The 23661-nt window shown below is 59.7% G+C and carries 19 protein-coding genes; 15 read left to right on the top strand and 4 right to left on the bottom strand.

The window, feature by feature from the left end; translation table 11 throughout:
- Positions 1-9: 9 nt before the first annotated feature.
- Together DSC91_RS11970 and DSC91_RS11965 are read right to left on the bottom strand one after the other, a co-directional pair.
- Entirely contained in the window at positions 10-1197 is a 1188-nt protein-coding gene (locus DSC91_RS11970) for an NAD(P)/FAD-dependent oxidoreductase (protein ID WP_115778380.1), read from the bottom strand.
- Between the two features lie 174 nt (positions 1198-1371).
- The gene (locus DSC91_RS11965) at positions 1372-1869 is read right to left on the bottom strand and encodes an NYN domain-containing protein (RefSeq protein ID WP_115778378.1); all 498 of its coding nucleotides are present in this window, start codon (positions 1867-1869) and stop codon (positions 1372-1374) included.
- 99 nt (positions 1870-1968) lie between these two features.
- Here DSC91_RS11965 and DSC91_RS11960 point away from each other — a divergent pair, with 99 nt between their 5' ends.
- The 12 genes from DSC91_RS11960 to DSC91_RS11905 all read left to right on the top strand — a co-directional run bounded on the left by DSC91_RS11960 (position 1969) and on the right by DSC91_RS11905 (position 15871).
- Entirely contained in the window at positions 1969-2982 is a 1014-nt protein-coding gene (locus DSC91_RS11960; RefSeq protein ID WP_115779805.1) for an Ldh family oxidoreductase, read from the top strand.
- Positions 2983-3241: 259 nt separating this feature from the next.
- Positions 3242-4651, top strand: coding sequence for an MFS transporter (locus tag DSC91_RS11955; protein WP_115778376.1), 1410 nt, complete (start codon positions 3242-3244; stop codon positions 4649-4651).
- A gap of 9 nt (positions 4652-4660) precedes the next feature.
- Positions 4661-5206: a GAF domain-containing protein gene (locus tag DSC91_RS11950; RefSeq protein WP_229758366.1), complete on the top strand. Its 546-nt coding sequence runs from the start codon at positions 4661-4663 to the stop codon at positions 5204-5206.
- 162 nt (positions 5207-5368) lie between these two features.
- A complete protein-coding gene (locus DSC91_RS11945; protein WP_115778374.1) occupies positions 5369-6526 on the top strand; it encodes a branched-chain amino acid ABC transporter substrate-binding protein in 1158 nt (385 codons plus the stop codon).
- Positions 6527-6586: 60 nt separating this feature from the next.
- Positions 6587-7861 (top strand): NAD(P)/FAD-dependent oxidoreductase, encoded by a 1275-nt coding sequence (locus DSC91_RS11940; RefSeq protein WP_115778372.1) that lies wholly within the window; start codon positions 6587-6589, stop codon positions 7859-7861.
- A 72-nt stretch (positions 7862-7933) separates the two neighbouring features.
- A complete protein-coding gene (locus DSC91_RS11935; protein ID WP_115778370.1) occupies positions 7934-8836 on the top strand; it encodes a dihydrodipicolinate synthase family protein in 903 nt (300 codons plus the stop codon).
- Positions 8837-8961: 125 nt separating this feature from the next.
- Complete coding sequence (locus tag DSC91_RS11930) at positions 8962-9960, top strand: 4-hydroxyproline epimerase (RefSeq protein WP_115778368.1); 999 nt, start codon at positions 8962-8964, stop codon at positions 9958-9960.
- 46 nt (positions 9961-10006) lie between these two features.
- A complete protein-coding gene (locus tag DSC91_RS11925; RefSeq protein WP_115778366.1) occupies positions 10007-11242 on the top strand; it encodes a metal-dependent hydrolase family protein in 1236 nt (411 codons plus the stop codon).
- A 133-nt stretch (positions 11243-11375) separates the two neighbouring features.
- Complete coding sequence (locus DSC91_RS11920) at positions 11376-12053, top strand: GntR family transcriptional regulator (protein ID WP_229758367.1); 678 nt, start codon at positions 11376-11378, stop codon at positions 12051-12053.
- 371 nt (positions 12054-12424) lie between these two features.
- Positions 12425-13327: a dihydrodipicolinate synthase family protein gene (locus tag DSC91_RS11915; protein ID WP_115778363.1), complete on the top strand. Its 903-nt coding sequence runs from the start codon at positions 12425-12427 to the stop codon at positions 13325-13327.
- A 202-nt stretch (positions 13328-13529) separates the two neighbouring features.
- The gene (locus tag DSC91_RS11910; RefSeq protein ID WP_115778361.1) at positions 13530-15113 is read left to right on the top strand and encodes an aldehyde dehydrogenase (NADP(+)); all 1584 of its coding nucleotides are present in this window, start codon (positions 13530-13532) and stop codon (positions 15111-15113) included.
- A 239-nt stretch (positions 15114-15352) separates the two neighbouring features.
- The gene (locus DSC91_RS11905; RefSeq protein ID WP_229758368.1) at positions 15353-15871 is read left to right on the top strand and encodes a cupin domain-containing protein; all 519 of its coding nucleotides are present in this window, start codon (positions 15353-15355) and stop codon (positions 15869-15871) included.
- 277 nt (positions 15872-16148) lie between these two features.
- Here the strand turns inward: DSC91_RS11905 and DSC91_RS11895 are convergent, their stop codons facing one another.
- Together DSC91_RS11895 and DSC91_RS11890 are read right to left on the bottom strand one after the other, a co-directional pair.
- A complete protein-coding gene (locus tag DSC91_RS11895) occupies positions 16149-16619 on the bottom strand; it encodes an aconitase X swivel domain-containing protein (protein WP_115778355.1) in 471 nt (156 codons plus the stop codon).
- 10 nt (positions 16620-16629) lie between these two features.
- Complete coding sequence (locus tag DSC91_RS11890) at positions 16630-17886, bottom strand: aconitase X (protein WP_115779804.1); 1257 nt, start codon at positions 17884-17886, stop codon at positions 16630-16632.
- Between the two features lie 608 nt (positions 17887-18494).
- Between DSC91_RS11890 and DSC91_RS11885 the strand changes: the two genes are divergently transcribed.
- The 3 genes from DSC91_RS11885 (at position 18495) to DSC91_RS11875 (ending at position 23570) form a co-directional block, all read left to right on the top strand.
- On the top strand, positions 18495-18878 hold the full coding sequence (locus tag DSC91_RS11885; protein ID WP_229758369.1) for a dihydroneopterin aldolase: 384 nt from the start codon (positions 18495-18497) through the stop codon (positions 18876-18878).
- 414 nt (positions 18879-19292) lie between these two features.
- Positions 19293-20837 (top strand): methyl-accepting chemotaxis protein, encoded by a 1545-nt coding sequence (locus DSC91_RS11880; protein WP_229758370.1) that lies wholly within the window; start codon positions 19293-19295, stop codon positions 20835-20837.
- A 168-nt stretch (positions 20838-21005) separates the two neighbouring features.
- Positions 21006-23570: a sensor domain-containing protein gene (locus tag DSC91_RS11875; protein ID WP_115778349.1), complete on the top strand. Its 2565-nt coding sequence runs from the start codon at positions 21006-21008 to the stop codon at positions 23568-23570.
- Positions 23571-23661: the final 91 nt, after the last annotated feature.

The raw sequence follows: 23661 nt of genomic DNA, 5'->3' as shown, positions 1-23661 counted from the left end.
TCCTGACCCTCAGGACACCGCGCCGAGACCGTATTTGCCGGTCAACAGTTCGCCGGTGGTAAAGCGCTCGATGGAGTAGGGCTTCAGCGACACATCGGTCGGCAGACCCAGCGCTTCCTGGGCCAGCACGCGACCAACCGTCGGCGAAAGTTTGAAGCCGTGGCCGGAGAATCCATAGCCGACAACCAGTCCCTCAATGCCGGGCAATTTGCCGAGAACCGGGTTCCAGTCCGGCGTCACGTCGTAGACACCCGTCCACGAGGACGCGATCCCGGCGGTTTCGTATTCGGGGAAGCGCTCGGCAACCTGAGCGCCGACTTCCACGACATAGTCCATCGGGATGTCGCCTTGCTCCACTTCGGTCGTGTTGAGCGTCTCCCCGACCACCCCTTCGCTGACGAGCATCTGGTTGCCGCCGTAGCTGCGATAATAGAGCATGCCTGGCGACGCAAGGTCCTTGAAGACCGGCATCGAGAACGTGTACTTTGCGGCTTCACATTCGAGCGCCAGCACGGCGTGGCGTTCCGGCATGACGGGCAGGGATTTGCCGGTCCAGCCAGCCAGTTCCGGAGTCCAGATATTCTGGGTGCTGATCACCATCGACGTGGCGAAGTCGCCGATGCTGGTAGAGACGCCAACGACCTTGCCGTTCTCGATGAGAATCCGGTTGACCGAGGCATTCTCGCGAATGGTCACGCCGCCGCGCCGCGCCGCACGCGCGAAGCTGGTGGCGACCAGGTAAGCATCCGCAAATCCGGCTTCGGGCTCGTAGCCGATCAGGGCCGCATCGCCGAACTGCGCGATGGGAAGCAGTTCGCCGGCCTGTTTCCTGTCGAGCAATTCGAGCGGAATACCTTGTTCTTTCTGCTGATTCAGGGACGCGCGCAGAGGCTCGAGTTTATCGCCCTCGGCGGCGACGATCATGTATCCGCACTTCACCAACCCGCACGACGCTTCGTCGTCGCCGAGATAGGACGCGAAGTTGTTGAAGACGTCCCACGATTTGCGCGCCAACTCCACGTTTTCCTTGACCGAGTAGTGGGTGCGCAAAATGCCCGACGATTGTGAGGTTGTTCCGGCGCCGATCGTGCCACGGTCGAGCACGAGCACGTTTTTTGCCCCCAGCTTCGCAAGCTGGAATGCCACCGAACTGCCGATAACACCCGCCCCGATCACGACCACATCATATGTATTCACGTTCAGCTTCCTGTTGTGCACGGTGTGAGTGAAGTGTGATGCGGCAAAAACCGGGGGCGGGAAATATAAGCGAATTCGATTTTTAGCAGAAGCGCGTGTCAGGGTGAGGGGGCTCGCGTATACGGTCCCATTGACGTTGGTGTGCTCTATGCAAACAACACGGGGGCCATACCGTCAACTGTCGAGCCATATCACTCTATCCGCGAATGATTCCAGTACCCTTGCGCGTTCGCTGTGCGCGATGTTGAGCCAGAGTTCCTTCGAATACCGGAGCCGGACAGCCGAAATTGCCGGCTCCAGGGCCGCATCGGCGGCAGTCAAAACAAGACGATCACAATCGCTTTCCGCGGCAAACCGCATGGCTCCGACCGCCGTTTCGACTGCAAGCAGTCTGCGAGCGTCGCAGCAAGCCGCCTCGTCTGCCGGCATTGGCAGAGCAATCAGGTGCACATCGAACGGGGTTCGCAGTCTGTTCGAACGCAGCCCATTGAACAAAGGGCCCGCGAGATCCAGATCGACGTCGCGCGAGAGATCGAAATATAACGAGCGCTTCATCGGGGCGCGTTGTGCTGCGACCAGTTCACACTCCATGTTCGCGATCATCTCGACGGACGTACCTCCTCGCAGGGCGGTCGCCAGATAGGTTCCGTCGACGATCCATACCGTATTCATATGCGGGTCCCTGGGCGTTCGCAATGTGTCTTCGTTTGACGACAATAGCCACACCGACTATCCTTGATGTCTGAATATTGTATCCAAAAAAGGTTGCACATGGAAAAAGTCCACCTGTCTCTCGAAGAAGTGAACGCGTTGTCCATGCGGGTACTCACGTCCAATGGCATGGCCGAAGATCACGCTCGGGCGATCGCGCGGGTGATTACGGCAGGTCAACGGGACGAGTGTCACTCGCACGGGATTTACCGTCTGCTTGTCTGCGTCAGGTCTCTTCGGGAAGGCAAGCTCGTGGGCGATGCGAGGCCTCAGGTCAGTGAGCTTTCGCCCGCGATTGTTCGAGTCGACGCTGGATTCGGATACTCACAGCTAGCCTTCGAATTGGGCAGCAAAGTTCTTGTTGAAAAGGCTCGGAACGTTGGCATCGCGGCACTCTCGATCAACAACTGCTTCCACTTTTCGGCTCTCTGGCCCGAGGTGGAGGCTATCGCGAGCGAGGGGCTCGCCGCTGTAGCGATGACTCCCAGTCATAGCTGGGTCGCACCGGCGGGCGGCACCAAGCCGGTGTTCGGGACCAATCCGATCGCCTTCGCGTGGCCGCGGCCGGGCAAGTTTCCATTCGTTTTCGATTTTGCGACGAGTGCGATCGCCCGTGGCGATATCGAGTTGCACAGAAGAACAGGAAAGGAAATCCCCCTTGGCTGGGCCGTCGACGAGGCTGGGCAACCGACGACGGACCCGGCTGCCGCGATGCGAGGCGCAATGCTCACATTCGGCGGCCATAAAGGCTCTGCCCTGTCGGCGATGGTCGAACTGCTTGCCGGCCCTCTGCTCGGGGATATGACCAGCCTCGAATCGCAGAAATTCGATGAAGGCGTGGGTGCGACTCCCTGTCATGGTGAACTGGTACTCGCGTTCAATCCCGATATGTTCGCTGCCGGAAAGCGCGTGCAGGGTGAGCAGTACGCAGAAGCCATGTTCGACGCGATTGCGGGGCAGGGTGCGCGGCTACCGTCGCAACGGCGATTCGAGGCAAGGGTTCGAAGCGAAGCAAATGGCGTCGAGGTGAGTGCCGAACTCTACGCGGACGTCAAGGCGCTGATTCGGAACTAACCGCGGTCTGGTGGTCGCATACAGCATTTTTTTTGCAGTTCCCGCCATAGGCGCACGCCCGAGCCTCATCACATAAGCAGGCTGACGGTCGGTGGGACAGATCGCGAACGTCTGTTCCGTCGGCCGCGTCCCGGGCGGACGGAACCTCGCGCAAAGGTTTACCCGGCCTTGACTCTGGATTTTGGATACAGGATATTGTGACCACACTTCGATCCGGAACATTCTGGATCGGTCGATCCCTCATCCTGGGAGCAATGACATGTCACCGATTGCAGCCCGGCTCGAACGCCTGCCGTTCAGCCGTTTTCACTTCAAGCTGCTCCTGATGGGCGGCCTGGGCTTCATGTTCGAGGCCATCGACGCAGCCATCATTGCGTTTATCCTGCCCGTTGTCCGTACCAAATGGCATCTGACGAGTTTCGAAACCGGGCTTCTCGGCAGCAGCACCTATGTTGGTTTTCTCGTCGGTGCGCTGTCCGCCGGCCTGCTGGGCGATCGTTTTGGCCGTCGCGTCGTGATGATGTGGGCGCTGACCTTCTTCTGCGTGCTGACATTTGCCAACGCATTCGTGAACGACTGGCACACCTTCGCACTACTGCGAGCGATTGCAGGCATCGGGATGGGGGCTGAAGGCGCGATCATTGCGCCGTTCCTGGTGGAGTTCGTCAGTAATCGCTATCGGGGTGCCTTCACCGGCGCACTGGCTGGATTCTTCTCGTTTGGCTTCGTGGCTGCGGCGCTGATCGGCTACTTTGTGATCCCGCTGAACCCGGAAGGCTGGCGCGTCGCGCTGGTGATCGTCTCCGCACCGGTCGTTGTGCTGCTCTGGTGGCGGCGTTCACTGCACGAGTCCCCGCGGTGGCTGGAAATTCGCGGCCGTCATGCGCAAGCCGAAGCCGTGGTGTCCGATATCGAGCGGCAAGTCGAACGTACAGGCGTCACACTGCCTCCCGTGACGCCTGTGGCAGGCGCATCGGCCAGCTATGAGCACTCAGGTTCGTTCTTCGGAAACCTGAAGCTGCTGTGGAAGCCGCCTCTCGCCAGGACGACGTTGATGACCTGGTGTCTGTGGCTATCGGTGACGTTCTGCTCGTACGCATTCTTCGTCTGGATCCCCGGCTTGCTTGTTCAGCATGGCATGACCATTACGAAGAGCTTTTCCGTCTCGATCCTGATCTACCTCGCGCAGATTCCGGGTTACTACTCGTCGGCATATTTTTGCGAAAAGCTGGGACGCAAGGCAACGATCGTCACGTACATGGCGTTGGCTTGCGCTGCAGGTATCTGGCTGGCAAATGCGGGCAGCGACACGTCGATCGTCCTTGCTTCGATCTTCATGTCCTTCGCGATGAACGGCGTCAACGCGGGCGAGTATGCCTATACACCCGAAGTGTTCCCGACGCATTTACGCGCAACAGGAATGGGCACGGCGTCAGCGTTCGGCCGTATCGGTGCAATCTGCTCGCCAATGCTGGTGGGTTATATCTACCCGTTGTGGGGTTTCGCCGGTGTGTTTGGCATGACCACGGTGATCCTGCTGATCGGCGCGCTCGCGGTGATTTTCCTGGGCGTTTCGACGACCGGAAAGACGCTTGAGGAAATTTCCGAAGCGGAGTACGGCGCCATGCATCCCGACACGCGTAGCGCCGCGCTTCGAACCGCGAAATAAGGAGTCCTCGTGACGAATACAAACCACGCACTCATTCTCCGGGTGATCGAGCGTGTCGCCCGGATGCAACAGGAAGGCGGTGATGCCGGCCGCGTGTGGTCCGAGTTCGAGCGTTCTTTCACGGAGGTGTTCGGCCAGCGACTCTTCACGGTGCTGGCGTATGACGAGGCGTCGAGCCGCCTGGGACGTCTGCATAGTAATCGCCCGGATATCAATCCGGTAGGCGGACTCAAGCGGGTGACGCAAAGTCGCTGGTCGGATCAGGTTCTTCGCCGCGGTGAGATCTTTGTCGGCTCAACGCGCGAGGACATCAAGGCGGTGTTTTCGGAATACGAGGTGTTGTGGTCGATTGGGTGTGAGAGTGCGCTGAACATCCCTGTGCGCAAGAACGGCGTCACGCTGGGCACGATGAATCTGCTTGGCGAAGCGGCGCTGTACGACCGTGCTGATATCGCATTGGCGCTGGTGTTCGCGCAACTGGCGGTTTCACCGCTCGAAGACCAGGTTCACAGGCTGCGCGGGCTTGAAGATCCTGATTTCATGGAGCAGGTGTAGGACTGGGGGCGGGGCGGCAGAAAACCGCGCTCCGCCGATTTCTCGAACGCATTTGACAGACCCGCTGAAGGGGCGCATGATACGCGAAACATATGGATATTGGATCCAATATAATGTTTCGATGCTCCCGACGCGGCTTTTACGGGTAGTAAGGAGATTGGTATGAAAGTTCGCAACACCGCTTTTGCAGTCGCTACTTCGGCATTCCTGGCTCTATTCCTCGGAGCCGCTCAGGCCGCTCAGGCCGCTGAAACGCAAACGGTCAAGCTGGGTCTGGCTGCTCCGATGACGGGCGCGCAGGCGCAGTATGGCAAGGATTTTGAATCGGGCGTGCAGCTCGCCATTGACGACTTCAATGCCACGAAGCCCAGGATCGACGGCAAGGAAACGAAGTTCGTGCTGGAAGCCCTGGACGATCAGGCAGATCCAAAGACGGGCACCGTCGTCGCCCAGAAGCTGGTCGATGACGGCATCAAGGGCATGCTCGGTCACTTCAACTCCGGGGTGACGATCCCCGCTTCGGCGATCTATTCACACGCGGGCATTCCGCAGATCTCGACGGCAACCGCACCTGCCTATACGCGTCAGGGTTTCAAGACTACGTTCCGGATGATGACGTCTGATACGCAGCAGGGCAGTGTGATGGGCAAGTACGTGGTCGAGATGCTCCATGCGAAGCGTATTGCAATCATCGATGACCGCACGGCATACGGCCAAGGCCTCGCGGAGCAGTTCGAGACGGCAGTGAAGGCGGCCGGCGGCAACATCATCGACCATCAGTTCACGTCCGACAAGGCGGTCGACTTCAAGGCGATTCTGACCGGCATCAAGTCGAAGAATCCTGATTTCATCTATTACGCAGGCGCCGATGCGCAATCCGCGCCGCTCGTAAAGCAGGCACGCTCGCTGGCGATGAAGGCGACGTTTGCCTCGGGTGAAATGTCCAAGACGGAAGACTTCATCAAGATTGCCGGATCGGCGGCGGATGGCGCGATCGTCTCGCTCGCGGGACTGCCGCTCGACAAGATGCCAGGCGGCGCGGGTTTCACGCAGCGCTACAAGACCAAGTTCGGCTATGAACCGACAACCTATGCACCGTACACGTACGACGGCGCCATGGCGATGATGCAGGCAATGCAGAAGGCCAATTCGTCGGACCCGACCGTCTACCTGCCGGTGCTCGCGAAAACCGACATGAAGGGTGTCACGAGCGACCACTTCGCATACGACCAGTTCGGCGATCTGCGCGACGCGATCATCACGGTCTACAAGTGTGAAAGCGGACAGTGGAAGCCGATTACGGTACTCGGATCCAAGTAACCGAAGCAACGGTGGACGGCAGGTTTGCCGTCCACCTACGCAATACCTCGACTCGCGGAAATGACTCAGCAAGCTCAAAACTCCCGGACGACCCCCGACGTTGTGGTTATCGGTAGCGGAATCGTCGGTCTCGCCTGTGCGTGGTCTGCACTGCGCGACGGCGCTACCGTCACTATCATCGATCGCGACTTCGAAGGCGACCGTACGTCGCACGGAAACGCGGGCGGTATCGCCGTGACGGAGAGCACGCCCATTTCAGTGAACGGGCTGTATATAAAGGCTCTGAAGTGGCTGTTCGATCCTTTGGGGCCGTTGGCGCTTGACTGGAAACACGTACCGGCCGCCTTGCCCTGGTTCATGGAATTTCAGCGCTCGGGCAACAAGGAACGTTTCCGCGAAATTTCCCTGGCTTTGGCCCAGTTGAACAACCGCGTCTACGACGACATTGTCCCGATGTTTGAGGACATCGGTGCGATGGACAGTTTCTATCGCCGCGGCGCATTGACGGTCTACGAGACCGACGAAGCCTTCGCCGCGGATCAGCATGAGTGGGAATTCAAACGGGATCTTGGCGTGCGCTGGCACGCCATGTCGGCCGACGAGGTTCGCGATTGCGAACCGTCTCTCGCACCGGTTTTCCGTCATGGTGTATTTCTCGACGACTGGTCGCACATCGGTGACCCGAAGCGTCTCGTGACGCAACTGCGTGAGCGCGTGAAGCAACTCGGTGCCACGTTTGTTGCCGGCACGGTGAAGGCACTCGATCTCTCTGATGCCCTTGCGCCGGCAGTGCTCACCGAGACAGGCGAACGGGTAAAGGGACGCCGCCTCGTTGTGGCGACGGGTGCGTGGTCCGCCGCGCTTGCCCGATCGATCGGCGACCGCGTCCTGCTGGACAGCGAGCGGGGTTACAACACGACGCTTCCTGCGCATGGCATCAGCCTGTCGCGCGAAGTGATATTTGCCGAACGCAAATTTGTCGCCACCCCACTTGATATCGGTGTGCGCATTGGCGGTGCGGCCGAGTTTGCCGGTCTCAAGGCGCCGCCGAATTACAAACGCAGTGATGCGCTGCTCGCGCTCGGAAAGCGCTTCCTGCCCGGTATCAACGATCAGGGTGCCGTGAAGTGGATGGGGCACCGTCCGGCCACGCCGGATTCGCTACCTGTCATTGGCCGATCGCCGCGTGCGCCGTCCGTCATTTATGCGTTCGGCCACGGTCACCTTGGTCTGACGCAATCGGCAACGACAGGTGCGCTTGTTGCGGATCTGCTTGCCAATCGAACGCCCGGAATCGGACTTGAGCCGTACTCGATCAGCCGCTTCCGGAATTAACGGGGCCCCCGCGACCTCGATCGACTCGCGGGACGTCCCGCCTCTGATTATTTTTTTTTGGAAGGTGTAGCCATGCAAGTCAACTGGAAAGGTGTGTTCCCCGCTGTCACGACAAAGCTGAAGGACGACGGTTCTCTTGATCACGAAGCGATCAGGGCAGGTCTGAACCGCCTTATCGACAGCGGCGTCGGTGGTGTCGTCATGATGGGGATGGTCGGTGAAAACGCCCAGCTCACCTCGGAAGAGAAGCGAACGGTAATCAAGCTTGCCGTTGAAACCGTGAGCGGGCGCGTGCCGGTAATCGCGGGTCTCGCCGAAACCAATACGGCAAATGCAGTCCAGTACGCAAAGGACGCGGAAGCGCTTGGCGTTCAGGGCCTGATGGTATTCCCGGGACTGACGTACAAGTCCGACGCCCGCGAAACGGTCGCCTTCTATAAGACCGTCGCGCAGGCATCAAAGCTTTCGATCCTGCTCTATAACAATCCGCGCGGTTACGGCGTGGACCTCACGCCGGACCTGGTCGCGCAATTGCTGGAAGAGCCGACGATCGAAGCCATCAAGGAAGAATCGTATGACACAACGCGCGTCACCGATCTGATCAGCCGTTTCGGCGACCGCCTTGCCGTCGTGTGCGGTGTCGACGATCTGGTGCTCGAGTCGGTTGCACTGGGCGTGACATGTTGGGTCTCTGGCATGGCTAACGCTGTTCCGAAGGAATCGGTTGAATTGCTGAATCTGGCGATTGCTGGCGACTATGAATTGGCCCGCAAGCTGTACCGTGCACTGATCGACCTGTTTCATCTGGATACGCACGTGAAGCTCGTTCAGTACATCAAGCTGGCCGAGAACATCACCGCTGGCTATTCGGAAACCGTGAAGGCCCCGCGACTGAAGCTCGAAGGCGAAGAGCGTCAGAAGGTCGTTGCAATCGTGGAGAAGACGCTCGCCAACGTGCGTGCCTTGTCGAAGTAATGCGCACGGGCCTGCTGGATGATCCGAAGTTGCGCGCGGCGTATTTTGGGGAATGAGCTGGGTGAACAGGGACAGGCGGCCATCACCGGGCCATTTCTGTACGTAATTGTGGGTGGAGCAGGGTTATGAAATCGACATTCTTTTGCATCGATGGACATACGTGTGGCAATCCGGTTCGGGTCGTCGCAGGAGGCGCGCCGCTGCTGGAGGGAGCGAACATGATCGAGCGACGCGCGCACTTTGAGCGCGAGTTTGACTGGATCCGGACGTCGCTCATGTTCGAACCTCGGGGGCATGAGGTGATGTCGGGCAGCATTCTCTATCCGCCGACCCGTTCTGACTGTGACATTGCCATCCTGTTTATTGAAGTCAGCGGCTGCCTGCCCATGTGTGGCCACGGCACCATCGGAACGGTGACGACTGCCATCGAGCACGGTCTGGTGCGCCCGCGTGAACCCGGTGTGCTGCGTCTGGACACGCCGGCCGGCCTGGTGATTGCGCGCTACAAGATGGACGGAGACAACGTCGATTCCGTGCAACTCATCAATGTTCCGTCATTCCTTCATTCGACGGACTTGACGGTCGATGTTGAGGGGCTCGGCGAGATCCGCTTCGACGTCGCCTACGGTGGCAATTTTTACGCGATTGTCGAACCGCAGAAAAACTTTGGTGGCCTCCACACACTCAAGCCTTCGGATATCCAGCGTCTGAGTCCGATCCTGCGTCAGAAAGCGAACCAGAAGTATCAGTTCGTTCACCCTGAGAAGGCAGAAATCCGTGGTCTGAGCCACGTGATGTGGACAGGCGAGCCGACGGTCGAAGGTGCAAGCGCGCGCAATGCCGTGTTCTACGGCGACAAGGCCATCGACCGGTCGCCTTGCGGCACCGGGACTTCCGCCCGCATGGCACATCTGGTGGGCAAGGGCAAACTTAAGATCGGTGAACGTTTTGTTCACGAGAGCATTATCGGAACGATCTTCAATGGTGTGCCGGAAGAAGCGACCAAGGTGGGTGGCCTCGACGCGATTATTCCGAGCATCGAAGGGTGGGCGCGAGTGACGGGGCACAACACGATCTTTGTCGATGACCGTGATCCGCTCGCCAAAGGCTTTTTGCTGAAGTGATCTGCCACGGCCCGTGGGCCGCTCGAAAATCAGCAGGGGAATTGAAATGTTGATCCTGAAAAACGCGCGCATCCTGGACGTGAATCACGAAAACGACACTGCCCGCTATTCGATTGTCGTGGACGGGGAGGTCATCAAGGACGTCACCCGCGAACCGGTGTCGATAAGTGGCGCGCAGGTTATTGACGTTGGGGGCAAGACGATCATGCCCGGTATGATCGACTGTCATGCGCACGTCATTGCGTCGGTTGCGCACCTTGGGAACAATGGGCGTTTGCCAAATACCTTTGCTGTCCTGCGAGCAGTGCCGATCCTGAGCGGTATGCTCAATCGGGGCTTCACAACCGTGCGGGATGCCGGCGGCGCGGACTATGCGCTCTCGCGTGCGATCGAGGAGGGCGTGATCGCTGGGCCGCGCTTGTTCGTGGCCGGTAAGGCGCTGTCCCAGACGGGCGGTCATGGCGACTTCCGCGAGCGCTTCGACAACTCGGATCCCGACCCCTGTGGCTGTCACCGCAATCTCGGGGCAATCGGGCGTATCGTCGATGGTGTGGACGAAGTACGCAAGGCCGTCCGCGAAGAGATGCGCGCTGGCGCACACCACATCAAGATCATGGCGTCGGGTGGCGTTGCGTCGCCGACGGATCCGATTGGCAACCTGCAGTTTTCCGTCGACGAGGTCAAGGCGATCGTCGAGGAGGCTGCGTCGCACCAGACCTATGTCATGGCGCATGCCTACACAGGCAAAGCGATCGCTCGCGTCGTGAAGCTCGGCGTACGCACGATCGAGCACGGCAACCTGATCGATGACGAGGCGGCGGCTGTCATGGCGGAGTTTGGAGCGTTTGCTGTGCCGACACTCGTTACCTACGACGCGATGAACAAGGTCGGTGCGAAGGCCGGCGTGTCAGAAAGTGCTCTCGCGAAAAACGAGAACGTCCGTATTCAGGGACTGAAAGCGCTTGAGCTGCTCAAACGCAACGGGGTGAAAATGGGACTGGGCACCGACCTGCTGGGCGACATGCACCAGTATCAAAGCGACGAACTGACGATCCGTTCAGATATTCTTGGTGCTTTCGAGACTATCTGTCAGGCCACGGCGGTGGGGGCCGAAATCGTTGGGCAGCAAGGCCGTCTTGGTGTCGTCGCCCCGGGGGCCTTCGCTGATCTGCTCGTCGTTGACGGTGATCCGCTGGTCGATATCAGTGTCCTCACCGGGCAGGGTGAGCGCATCGCGGGCGTGATGAAGAACGGCGTGTGGGTACGGAAAGCGTTGCAGTGACGCAGTGCGGGTCATTGGATTTTGTATCCGAAAGCCGGCGGCGTGGTAGCATGTTCACTGCATCCTGAATCCTTTACTGAACCTGATCATGCCCCCGGTAGCTGCCAAACGTCGTACCAAAGAGGCGTCCTCGATGAGCGAAGTTATCGCGGACGAAAGCACGCGCAAGATTGTCCGGCCAACCACAGTCGAACTCGTCACAACGGCGGTTCGGCAGCGAATCCTGAGCGGCGACCTGGCGCCGGGTGAGGCATTGCGGCAGGAAGCGCTCGCCGAGGAGCTCGGCGTTAGCCGCGTTCCTATCCGTGAGGCCATCACCCGTTTGACGGCAGAGGGGTTGCTGACCAATGTCCCGCATAAGGGCGCATATGTCTCCGAGCTGTCGATAGAGGAAGTGAGGGAGACGTTCGACATCAGGCTACGGCTTGAACCGTGGATCTTTTCCGAAGCTATCCCGCGCATCAGCGAGGCCGAGATGGGGAAGGCGGAGCGGCTTGTCAAGGAAATGGACAAGGCCGACTCGGGCGTGTGGGGGCAATTGAACTGGCGTTTGCACGAGACGCTTTATCTGCCTGCGCAGCGGGATATCACGCTGCAGATGTTGCGGGTCTTGCATGACCGCTGCGACCGTTATTTCCGCTTTCAGGCCGTGCAGGTGCCGATCCGCGAACAGTCGCATGACGAGCACATGGCCTTGGTCCAGGCATGCAGGAAGCGCGACGCGAAGCTTGGGGCCAAACTGCTGGAGCAGCACGTCAAGACGGCCGCTCAGCAGATCATGTCGGTTGTTGAGGCGGTGGTGACGCGCTGATTCCGCTAGCCATCGTCTGTAATTCTCTATCCCGTCTACCCTATGGCAAGCTGGGAGCGCACATGAATTACAGAACGCGCTCTCTTCGCTCGTGCGAGTTATGGTTAGCTATCCATATTGAAAATGACTCGCAGATCAGGCTTGCGTTTTGACGTCCGTGCGTCGTAAGCGCGGCGTATCGTCTAGGGTAAACCTCTAGAATCCTCGGTTTTGTTTCGTGCTTTAATTGTGAATATTGGATCCAGGATACTTATTTACTTCTCTTGAAGACTGCAGGTGTCGCGGCATTTTTTTGGACGCCTTTTTTGGATCCAATATACACAATTTGCGCGAAGCGTCACGGACCCTCGACTTTAGAGAAGGAATGGATCATGGCTATCAATTGGCAAGGCGTCTTCCCCGCAGTTACCACCAAACTGAAATCCGACTTCACGCTCGACATCGAGGCTATCGGCGCAGGGCTTGAACGCCTGATCGCGAATGGCGTCAGCGGCGTGGTGATGATGGGCATGGTGGGCGAGAACGCGCAACTCACACCGGAAGAAAAGCTGACGGTCCTGCGTACGGCGAAAGAGGTGATCAAAGGCCGCGTGCCCATCATCTCGGGGCTGGCGGAAACGAATACCGAGAACGCCGTGGCGTATGCCAAGGAAGCCGAAAAGATCGGCATTGATGGCTTGATGGTCTTCCCGGGTTTGACCTACAAGTCGGACGTTCGCGAAACGGTGGCTTTTTACAAGACCGTTGCGAAGGCATCCAGCCTTGATATCCTGCTGTACAACAATCCGCGCGGCTATGGGGTGGACCTGACGCCTGACGTCGTCGAGCAACTGCTCGAGGAGTCCACCATTGTGGCAATCAAGGAAGAGTCGTACGAAACCACACGTATAACCGACCTGATCAGCCGGTTCGACGGTCGCCTCGCGGTGGTCTGCGGGGTGGACGATCTGATTCTTGAAAGCGCCGCACTGGGCGTAAAGGCATGGGTCTCAGGGATGGCGAACGCGCTGCCCAAGGAATCGGTCAGCCTTCTGAATCTTGCAGTCAAGGGTGATTTCGCGACGGCACGCAGACTGTATGCCGCGCTGACTCCGCTGTTCCACCTCGACACGGTGGCGAAACTGGTCCAGCACATCAAGCTCGCTGAGCACATCATCACGGGTTCGGCGGAAACGGTAAAACCGCCGCGTCTCGATCTGGTAGGCGAAGAGCGCGAGACCACCATTGCCATCACGCGCAAGACGCTGGAAGACCTCAAGGCACTCGGTTATTAACGAGGCCTGCAGACCCGGAGCCGCCGGGCGGCTCCGTTCAATCGTAGTCCGACAACAGCTCATCTTCCCGACACCGGGGCAGATTCCGCTTTTGCGCAAGCGGCCGTGAATTCGGTTTTCCACGGCTGCGGGGCGCCGTCCGTCGCAACGTCCATTCTCCGTCGTCGTCCGCGCTACCCCAACTTTTTTTGAGGATATCGACATGACCATTACTGGCGAAATGCTGATCGGTTTTTCCGCGGTGCGTGGCACCGAAGGCAGCCAGCGCGCGTTCAATCCCGCAACCGACTCCGAGATCCCGGAGCCATCTTTCGGTATGGGCGGTGCCGCGGAGGTGGAGCGCGCAGCCTCTCTGGCGGCTCAGGCCTTCGACGTTTTCCGGAACGTTCCGCTTGCGAAGCGTGCCGCATTTCTGGACGCAATTGCCGACAACATTCTCGGCATCGGTGATGAACTGATCGAACGGGCACATGCGGAGACCGGCCTTCCGATCGCACGTTTGCAGGGTGAGCGCGGCCGGACTGTCGGTCAGCTACGCCTTTTTGCGAAGGTCGTGCGGGACGGGCACTTTCTCGGTTCGACGATCGATCACGCACAGCCTGAGCGGCAGCCGCTGCCTCGTGCGGACCTGCGCCTTGCGAAGGTGCCGGTTGGTCCCGTCGCGGTGTTTGGTGCGAGTAACTTTCCGCTTGCCTTCTCAGTTGCGGGAGGCGACACCGCTTCGGCACTCGCAGCGGGCGCACCGGTAATCGTGAAAGCACACGGCGCGCATCTTGGAACATCAGAACTGGTAGGTCGCGCAATCCAGAAAGCGGTCAGGGAGCAGGGCTTGCCGGAAGGTGTGTTCTCGCTGCTTATCGGCGCTGGCCGCAAACTCGGCGAAGCGTTGGTTGCGCATCCAGTTATCAAGGCAGTTGGTTTCACAGGTTCCCGTCAAGGTGGCCTTGCACTCATCCGGATCGCTAACGCCCGACCCGAGCCGATTCCCGTCTATGCCGAAATGAGCAGTATCAACCCGGTGTTTCTGTTTCCGGGTGCGCTCGCGAGCCGCGCCGAGGCAATCGGGAAAGCCTTCGCGGATTCGTTGACGCTGGGTGCTGGACAGTTCTGCACGAATCCCGGACTGGTTCTGGCAATTGATAGTCCGGACCTTGATCGATTCATCAAGGCGGCAGGCGAATCGTTGGCGACAAAACCGGCGCAGACGATGTTGACACCCGGAATCTTCGATGCCTTCCGCAGTGGAGCGCAGAAAGTCGATGGAGTTCAGGGCGTGACGAAGGTGGCGCAGGGCGTGTCGGCGGGCGACCTTCCGAACGCCGCGCAGGCTGCCCTGTATGTGACCGATGCTCAGCGCCTGCTGGCTACGCCCGAGCTCGAAGCCGAGATGTTTGGTCCGGCGTCTGTGGTGATTCGTGCCCGTGACTTTGATGAATTGCTGTCGGTCGCGGAACACGTGGAAGGGCAGCTTACCGTCACGCTGCAGTTCGACGCTGTGGACCATGCGGACGCGCAGCGCCTGTTGCCGGTTCTTGAGCGCAAGGCCGGACGTATCCTTGCGAACGGTTTCCCGACGGGCGTGGAAGTCTGCCACGCGATGGTTCACGGCGGTCCCTTTCCGTCTACATCGAATCCGATGTTCACGTCGGTGGGTGCGACAGCGATCGACCGATTCCTGCGGCCTGTGTGTTATCAGGATTTGCCGGATGCATTGCTGCCGGCAGCGCTAAAGGAGGCCAATCCATTGGCCGTTTGGCGTCTGGTCGACGGCGAACTGAACGCGTAACCCATGCGGCGCCGCGGCAAGACCGGTGACGATGGCCTCGGTGATTGCCCAAGCGCCGATGAAACCCAGTCGTTCAATCATTTCGGACCATCCTGGATGAATGTGCCCCTTTACTGGAAAACACGCGTTGCCCATTGATTGGATACAGGATATTGTTTAACGATCAAGGGACTCTCGCTATCAATCGACATTCGTGTGAGGTGCAAATGACAGGCGAAGCACGCGACAACGGAGACTCCGTGGCAGGTCCGAACGACTGTGACAGCAAACCTCAGTTCCTGATCGTCTATCCGCGCAACGAGGAGAGCTACTGGCAACCGGTGCCGGCAAATGGCTACGCCGCCGTTCACGTTGCGCCCCACCTTGTATCGATGCAACGCCCGTTTTCGGCGGGCACGCAGACCGTGCCGCCTGGGGGCTTTGTTCGCCTGCACGCGCACGCCGAGTCTGAAGAGATGCTTCACTTCGTTCGGGGCAACGGCAAGGCGGTTGTGGAAGGGCGCGATTACCGGATCGAGCCAGGCATGACAGTCTTCCTGGGCCCACAGCAATCACATACATTGATAAACGATGGAACCGAAGATTTGCACTGGGTGTGGTTCTTCCTGCCATCAGGTCTTGAGACCTTTTTCAAGGCCGTCGGACGGCAGCGTAGCCCCGGCGACGACGCTCCTGATGCGTTCGCGAGACCTGAGAACGTCAGCGCGATTGAAGCGAGCACTGGGTTTTTACCGGCGGCGGTGAATCGTCCCAGGTAGCGTGCCTGCGCCGACTGTTTTCTCTTACTCTTTTAGGACATCACCTGTCATGGTAGACACCGGATTGTGGCACTCGTCTCAGCGGCAGGTCGTAGGCATTGCGCATCGCAAGGACCAAAGCTGCGCCGCGGTTGCGCTGGCTTCTTCTTATGTGGCACTGCTGACCTCGCCGCTATCGAGCCTTGTGGGCAGTACGCTTGAACGAGCGGACGTCGCATCGGTCGCGATTCTCGGATACAACTAGTTCGTTCATGTGACCGAGCCGCATGCCGGCGCCCTATGGATTGCGGCTCCCGTCACGTTCACTGCCTGTGGCGTAAATTCTCGCGGGGCGCGACGTATCGCCGGCGTCAATCTCCAGTGGTGCCGTGAAAGACGCAATTTGCGCGAACACGTTTTCGCCGACACTCACGACGGGAACGTGTAGGGCATAGAGTTCGTTGGCGGCGATAACGCCTATCGCAAGAATCAGGTCGCGTTCCGCCAGTACGATGCCGCTGGGGCCAGTCCCGTTGCGCAACGCTTCAGCCAGCACGCTGCTGCTGGAGCTAGACCCACGCGCCCGCGGCATCACAAGTATCCGGTGTTTCAGGCTTTGTCCGTAGCCCGCATGTGTCTTGTCGATGATCATCCCGCTTTCAGCGTCGTAGCCGCCCCAGAAGCTGAGCGGGGAGAGCGCGATTGCGAGGCCGCTTGCTCGCCCCGGCACGAGGACCTCGCCGTCAAAATCGAGAGTGGATGGGATCATGGTCGTAGGTCTAGCCGGCCAGTTCATCAATGCAAACTCTCCCTTCGAAGGCGGAGCGAACACATTCGCTCATGCTCCCGAACGCGACTGTGACGCCGATGTTCGCGGGGGCATAGTGAGCCCACTTCCCTGAGTTGGTCATCACCAGTCCGTTGATCTGTTTCATCACGGGGGTGATGTAGGTACAGGTGTCCACCACAATCTGAACGCCGCGCGAGGCCAGTCGCTGAGCGAGTCCTTCCTCTTCGATCTGCCAGAGAACGAAACGGCTCGTATTGACATAGAAATCGCATTGGAGCGGTCCTTTGTGTGAGTCGAACAGTTTGGCGAGGCGGCGGAACTCGTCGATCGAAAAATGTGGTGTTCCCAGACTGATCGCGGCGAGCGGCTCGCCGGAGCGAGCATCGTTCCATTTACGATGGATCGCGACAAGGTCCGCCTCGCTGACAATAATCGTCTGTTCCGGCTCGCCGCCCTGTAGTGCGGCGTCAAGCGTCGAAGCTTCTGGAGTAATTCCTACGGCGTGAAAGAGTGCCACTGAGCCGCTGGATGCGGCCGCGGCGCCAAGAGATTTCAATTCGTCTTCTGTCGTGTCCGCAGGTAATCCAGTGATCGCGGCTACCGTTGCTCCAGCTTTAAGGCCGAGAAGAAAGCCGAGAGCGGCGAAACAGGCGTCGCGCCGCGATGAATCACGGAGGCTGGGCGCCGCGAGCACGAGACGGGCGGCCCGGTTTTCGGTGACATGCAATCCGGCATACGGGACGCGGCCAGTAATTGCCGCTGCCAGATCAAGAAAATCGCCGTAGCGACTCGTTCGTGCGCCCAAAACCGAGTTGGCGAAAACGATCGCGTTCGATTCAGCCCATGCGATCTGATCGCCTAAGCGTGGACGGTGCTTTAGCTGGTACGGTGCGCATGTGAAGGTAGCTTCGCACCCGAGTTCCAGATGTGCCTCCATAAGGCGCTTGGCCGCGTTCGCCGTTTCCGGTTTGCCGCGATACAACTCCGGGTGTATGAGATCAAGCGATCCGACATTGAGTGTGGTCGGAACGGCGACCCGCGTTCCGGATGCGACAAAGCGCTCGACGAAATCGAGACTCACGGATCCGTGATACAGACACCCGTCGATATGAGCGGAGGAAATGTCGACAAGTCTTTGAGCGTTCATCACATGCGCCGTGGCGACGACTATACGCATCGCGAGCGCTGCACCATCACCCAATTCGCCACTCAGCATTGCTCTATCACGAACCGATAGTTCAAGCACTGTCGCCTCTCTGTCGTGGTCACTCGCAGTAGGAATCAGGATACTCCACGTTCGTATTGACGACCACGTATGGTCAAGTGGACGTTCGCTGAATTTGATGCCGCGCATCGAAGTAATTTGTCGATGGTCTCCCATGCTCAGGCGTTGCACGAGGCCTTTTTCTTGTGGAGGCTCCGATCGAGCAGGCGGCAAAGTGGCTGGCAATGTGTCGTAGCCTGGTTGCACGCAAAGCTCTGCAATTGACAGAGGACACGTCGACGAATCCTGAAGCCAGTCCTGGGCGGCATTGACGAGTGACCAATGCTTCGTCGGACGCGCGACGCCCACACAGGTATCAGCTGGTGAGGCCGCAATCACCTCGGAAATGGCGTAAAGGACAGTTCCTTCCAGTAGTTCTGCCCAATGCATCCCATCTTTGTGTCGCATCCGTTCTATCGAACCACGGCTCGATTCTATTCAATGCAGCTAACCTGAAACGAGGAGCTGGAGATGAATCGGTATTCGATTTTTAGCCTGGTACGACGTGCTGACGCGACTGAAGCGGTGTTTGCATGAACGGGTGCCGGACGAGTGGCGGCTTTCGCCAAGATGCACCGAAGTCTCGCGGTATGAGGGTATTCATCGATGAAATGACGGTTCAAACGTTCGTGGGCATCCATGCTCACGAACATCTGGAACCACAACCGGTCGCCGTTAGCCTTGAATTGCTCTACGGATGTTCCCCGGCTGAGGACGGGGATCGCCCCTTCGTCGACTATGAAAGGCTCTGTGAATGTCTCTCGCAGTTTCTCGCTGACAAGGCACACACGAGATTGCTCGAGACGCTCGCCATACAGATCGCGGACATTGTTTTCGAAGAATTCCCGGCTATCGAAGAACTGGTTGTCTCGCTTCACAAACCCAAGGTGCGGGAGCATAGCAAACGCTCAGGAGTCGAGCTCTACTGGTCCCGGCTGGACTGCGAGGCATTCAGGTCCGGCCAGGGCATTTGACTGTGGAGGTCAGTGGCGACGTCGGTTCATCGACGTCGCCACGGTTCCAGCCAGGTCTTTGAATATCTAACGAGGAACCCTGTTACCGGGAATTTCCTGGGCTCGGCGAAATGCTTTGCATAACCAGAAGTAGGGCAAAGCGCGCAGAAAACGTAGCTGGATATCACAAATTGGCTTGATATGCTCCGATCCGCACTGCGCCACAAGTTCTGAGCGGGATGACGAGTCCCCGCTATTGGCGGTTCAGCAATGAAGGGACGGCGCACTCGTGTCGAACGGCACGAGCGCATCTGGGCCGTGCCGGTACCGCGCTTGCGCGTATCCGGGATTCGGGTGGCGGCGCGGCTGTGACGAGGCCGATGCCGGAGTTGACGCCTGGTTTGTGCAAGACCTGATCTGTTCATGGGAGAGGCAGTGAAAAGTTTCGCGCAAGGCATCAAGCTCAAGATTTTTTCCGCGTTTGGCGCGTCCGTGGCACTGGTCCTGATAGTGGGAATTTTCGGTGTGGTGGGCCTGTCGAGAGTGAACTCGAACATGCGCGATTCCTATAGCGGCAACACCGGCCCGATCGCGGACCTGTCTGACTTGCGGGCGGCGCAACTTGATATCCGGCTGCAGCTCCACCTCATTGAAATGTTCCATGATTCTGGTCGGACAAAGGCCGCTCTTGAACAGATTCGCGTCGACCAGAATGCTATCGACAGAGCCTGGAAGCGCTACTATCCGGGTGGAATTTCGAGCGAGAAGGAACGTGTCGTCGCAGATCGAATAAAGAATCTACTGCCGCAGTTCAATACGTTGACCGCCCAGTTAATCACCGAGCTGGAGGCCGGCAGCTACTTTGGCGCCATGCCGATGGTGGATAGCCACGAAGAGATCGCCGTATCGCTGGCGAAACTCATCGATGAGGATGCAGCGTTGCACAAGGTTCAGGCGAAGGAGTTTGCGGAGGACAGCGATTCGACTTTCCGGACCTTTCTTGAGATTTCCCTTGCCCTTATGGGTTTGGCCATCGTCGCCGGAACAGGTTTGTCTTTCTATCTTTCGCGTGCTGTTACCAGACCGCTCGAAAGGGCGGTGTGGGTGGCGAATCGGATCGCGGATGGCACGTTGGGGAATCAGTTCGACGTGAAGCTTTCCCGGGACGAGTTCGGTCAATTGCTTCAGGCGTTGAAGAAGATGGACCAGCAACTCAGCGAGACGGTGAACGGCATCAAGGCCAGCACCGAATCCGTGAATGTGGCGGCGCGAGAAATCTCGAGCGGCAATATGGATCTGTCGGCGCGAACGGAAGAACAGGCAGCGTCGCTGGAAGAGACGGCCGCGAGCATGACTCAATTAACCGAGACCGTCAGACAGAATGCCGATAACGCGCGGCAGGCCAACGCCCTCGCGACCCGGGCAACCGGCATGGCCGATGCCGGCAATGATGCTGTGCAGGTCATGGTCGCGACGATGGGCGAGATCAGCGGCAGTTCGAGCAAGGTCTCGGAGATCACAAGCGTGATCGAAGGGATCGCGTTCCAGACGAACATTCTCGCGTTGAACGCGGCGGTGGAAGCCGCGCGGGCCGGCGAGCAGGGCCGTGGCTTCGCGGTGGTCGCCAGTGAGGTCCGTAGCCTCGCGCAGCGCTCGGCGGCGGCTGCGAAGGAAATCAAGGAACTGATTGGCTCGTCGGTTGCGATGATCGAGGACGGTTCAAGGCAGGCAACAGAGGTCGGCGCGACCATGAGCGATGTGAAGCAGGCTATCAAGCAGGTAGCCGAAATCGTCGGCGAGATTACGACGGCCTCGGAAGAGCAAAGCCGTGGGATCGAACAGGTGGGCCGAGCCGTCACGCAGATGGACACCGTCACGCAGCAGAACGCGGCGCTTGTCGAGGAAGCGGCGGCAGCAGCGCACTCACTCGAGGAACAGGCAGGCATGCTGAGGGATTCGGTCGCCGTGTTCAAGACCTAGGAAGTTCCACTGCCGATTTTACGAACCGCACGGTAAAGAAAGACCCAACACGCCAGCTGCGCGGCTACTTACAACGAAATCAGGATATCCCTACAAGCCTCCCCCCTGTGCCAACGCTAAGCACGCGCCGTATACCTGTCGAGAAGGTGAAAAAGTACAGGCCCATCCATGCGTAGCGTCACCCGACCATTACTCCTCTGGCTGAAAACCCGCCGCTATCGCCAGGCATCCGAGCAAGGTTTCTCCCACCTTGCCGAGAACGCTTCGCTGTACATCTGCCGCTACGATCGCCACGGCCGCTTTCTCTACATAAGCCCGAACATGGCCAAGGCATTGAACGTCGGCCCGGGTGACGTGATCGGAAAAGTCTCGACGCCCAAGCGTTATCCTGACGGCCGCTTCGACAATTACCATCACGCGCTCCAGCAGGTTCTCGCGACCGGCGAGCCGACTGAGTTCGAGCTCACCGTCCCTTTCGCCGACGGGAGCACGGCGATTCATCACGTGAGGCTGGTGGCGGAGCACGATTGGCTGGGGCGGCTGGCAGGTGTGCTCTGCATCGGCCGCGACATCACCGAGACCAGCCTTGTCGAAAGGTCGCTGCGAGCTCAAGAGGCGGAGCTTCGCTCGCTGGCGGAGGGCTCCCCCGACAACATCGTCCGCTACGACCGCGAATGTCGTATCACCTTCGCGAACCGCAACCTGATGCAGCGCGTGAACGTGCCCGTGGCGCCGATCGTTGGACAGCGGTCACACGATATCAGCTGGGGCGAGACGCTCGCGGCAGAAAAACGCCGCTACCGCGAAACGCTCGAGCGCGTGATTCGAACCGGTGAAGCGGAGACTGTCGAAGTCCTGATCGGTGCGCCCGGCTCGAGCGAGCCGCGCCTGCATCACATCAAGATGGTGGCCGAGCGCGACCAGGACCAGCAGATCAAGGGCGCCCTGGTGTTCGGCCGGGACATTACCGAACGCAAGCGCATGGAGGAGCTCCTGGCCGCCCGCGAGCGCGAGTTCCGCTCGCTCGCCGAAAATTTGCCGGACATCATCGTTCGCTTCGATTGTGAAGGCCGCCGCACCTACGTCAACGGCGCTCACGAACGCTTCACAGGCAGGCCGCCGGAGACGTTTCTCGGCAAGACGGTGCTGGAGATTTCCGCGTTCTCGATGGACTCGAGCATGTACCACGCGCAAATCCGACAGGCCATCGAGATGGGCAGGGAGTTCGACGTCGAATGGAACGCGCGCGGCTCTGACGGCGTTCAGCGGACTTTCCACACGCGGCTGCGCCTCGAGCGCGACGCCGACGGCAAAGTGCTGGGCTTGCTCGCCGTCGCGCGCGACATGACCGAAGTCTACGAATATCGGAGCAAGATCCATCAGCTCGCGTATTTCGACACGCTGACCGGGCTCGCCAATCGTGCCCAGTTCAACGAGTGTATTTCGCAGGAGTTGCAGCAGGCCGGCCAGGAAGGTTATAGGGTCGGCGTCCTGATGATGGACCTCGACCGCTTCAAGACCATCAACGACACGCTCGGCCACGCCGCCGGCGATCAACTGCTGTGCGAGGTCGCACGGCGGATCGAGGCGGGCGTGCGCGCCACGGACACCGTGGCCCGCCTCGGCGGCGACGAATTCATCATTGTCTCGCCGCGCGTGCGCGACGCCGTGGAACTGCGCGGCCTCGCCGACCGCGTGCTGTCGGCCGTGGCCGCTCCGGTGCAGCTCGACGGCCGGACGCTCGTGGTCCAGGCGAGCATAGGCATCGCCGTCTATCCCGACCATGGCGACGGCACGGAACAACTCGTCCGCTATGCCGACGGCGCGCTCTATCGCGCCAAGGAGGCCGGGCGCAACAACGTGCAGTTCTACACGCGCGACATCACGGACAGCGCCGCCGAACGCTTGCGCCTCGAAGCGGACTTGCGCCGCGGCATCGCTTGCGGCGAACTCGACGTGCACTACCAGCCGCTGATCGACCTCGCGACCGGCCGCATCGTCGGCGCGGAGGCGCTGCTGCGCTGGCTGCATCCCGAGCGCGGCTGGATCCCGCCGTCCGATTTCATCGGCATCGCCGAGGAGACGGGTTTGATCGTGCCGATCGCCGAGCACGTCATGCGCAAGGCATGCGGGGTCGTCTGCCGATGGAACGCGCAGCGCGGGGGCGACCGGCACATCGCCGTCAACCTGTCGCCGAGCCAGTTTCACCTGAGCCACCTGCCGGCCGTCGTGCAACAGGTCTTGCGCGACACGGGCTGCCGGCCGGAATGGCTCGCACTGGAGATCACCGAGGGGTTGCTGCTCGTCAATCACGCGACCACGCTCGATACGCTAAACGCCCTGAATCAGATGGGTGTGCGCATCGCCATCGACGATTTCGGCACCGGCTACTCGGCACTCAGCTATCTCACGCGTTTTCCCATCGCCACGCTGAAGATCGACCGCTCGTTCACGCAGCCGGCCACCGGCTCCTTGAAAAACCGCGTGCTGGTGGAAGCCATCGTTGCAATGGCTCACGGCGTGGGGCTCGCGGTGGTGGCCGAAGGCGTCGAGACGTGCGAGCTGGCCGACTGGCTCGCCGGCATCGGTTGCGACATGGGGCAGGGCTATCTATGGTCCAGCGCGGTTCCTGCGCACACGCTGCTCCAGATGGAAACACACGCGCGCGGCGTTCTCGCCAGTGGCCATGGCGCCGGGCCGGCGCAATCTTACGCGGCTCGCGAGACCTGGTAAGACCTCTCCAGAACGCTCCACGGATTGAGGCTGCCGTCGGGCTCACTCGCACTGGCGTCGGATCGCCGGATGCCGACGCGCAACCTGCCGC

Source organism: Paraburkholderia caffeinilytica, assembly GCF_003368325.1.
GTDB classification, from domain to species: Bacteria; Pseudomonadota; Gammaproteobacteria; order Burkholderiales; family Burkholderiaceae; genus Paraburkholderia; species Paraburkholderia caffeinilytica.
Note: the sequence above shows the minus strand (reverse complement) of the source record. Positions and strands in the feature narration are given on the sequence as shown.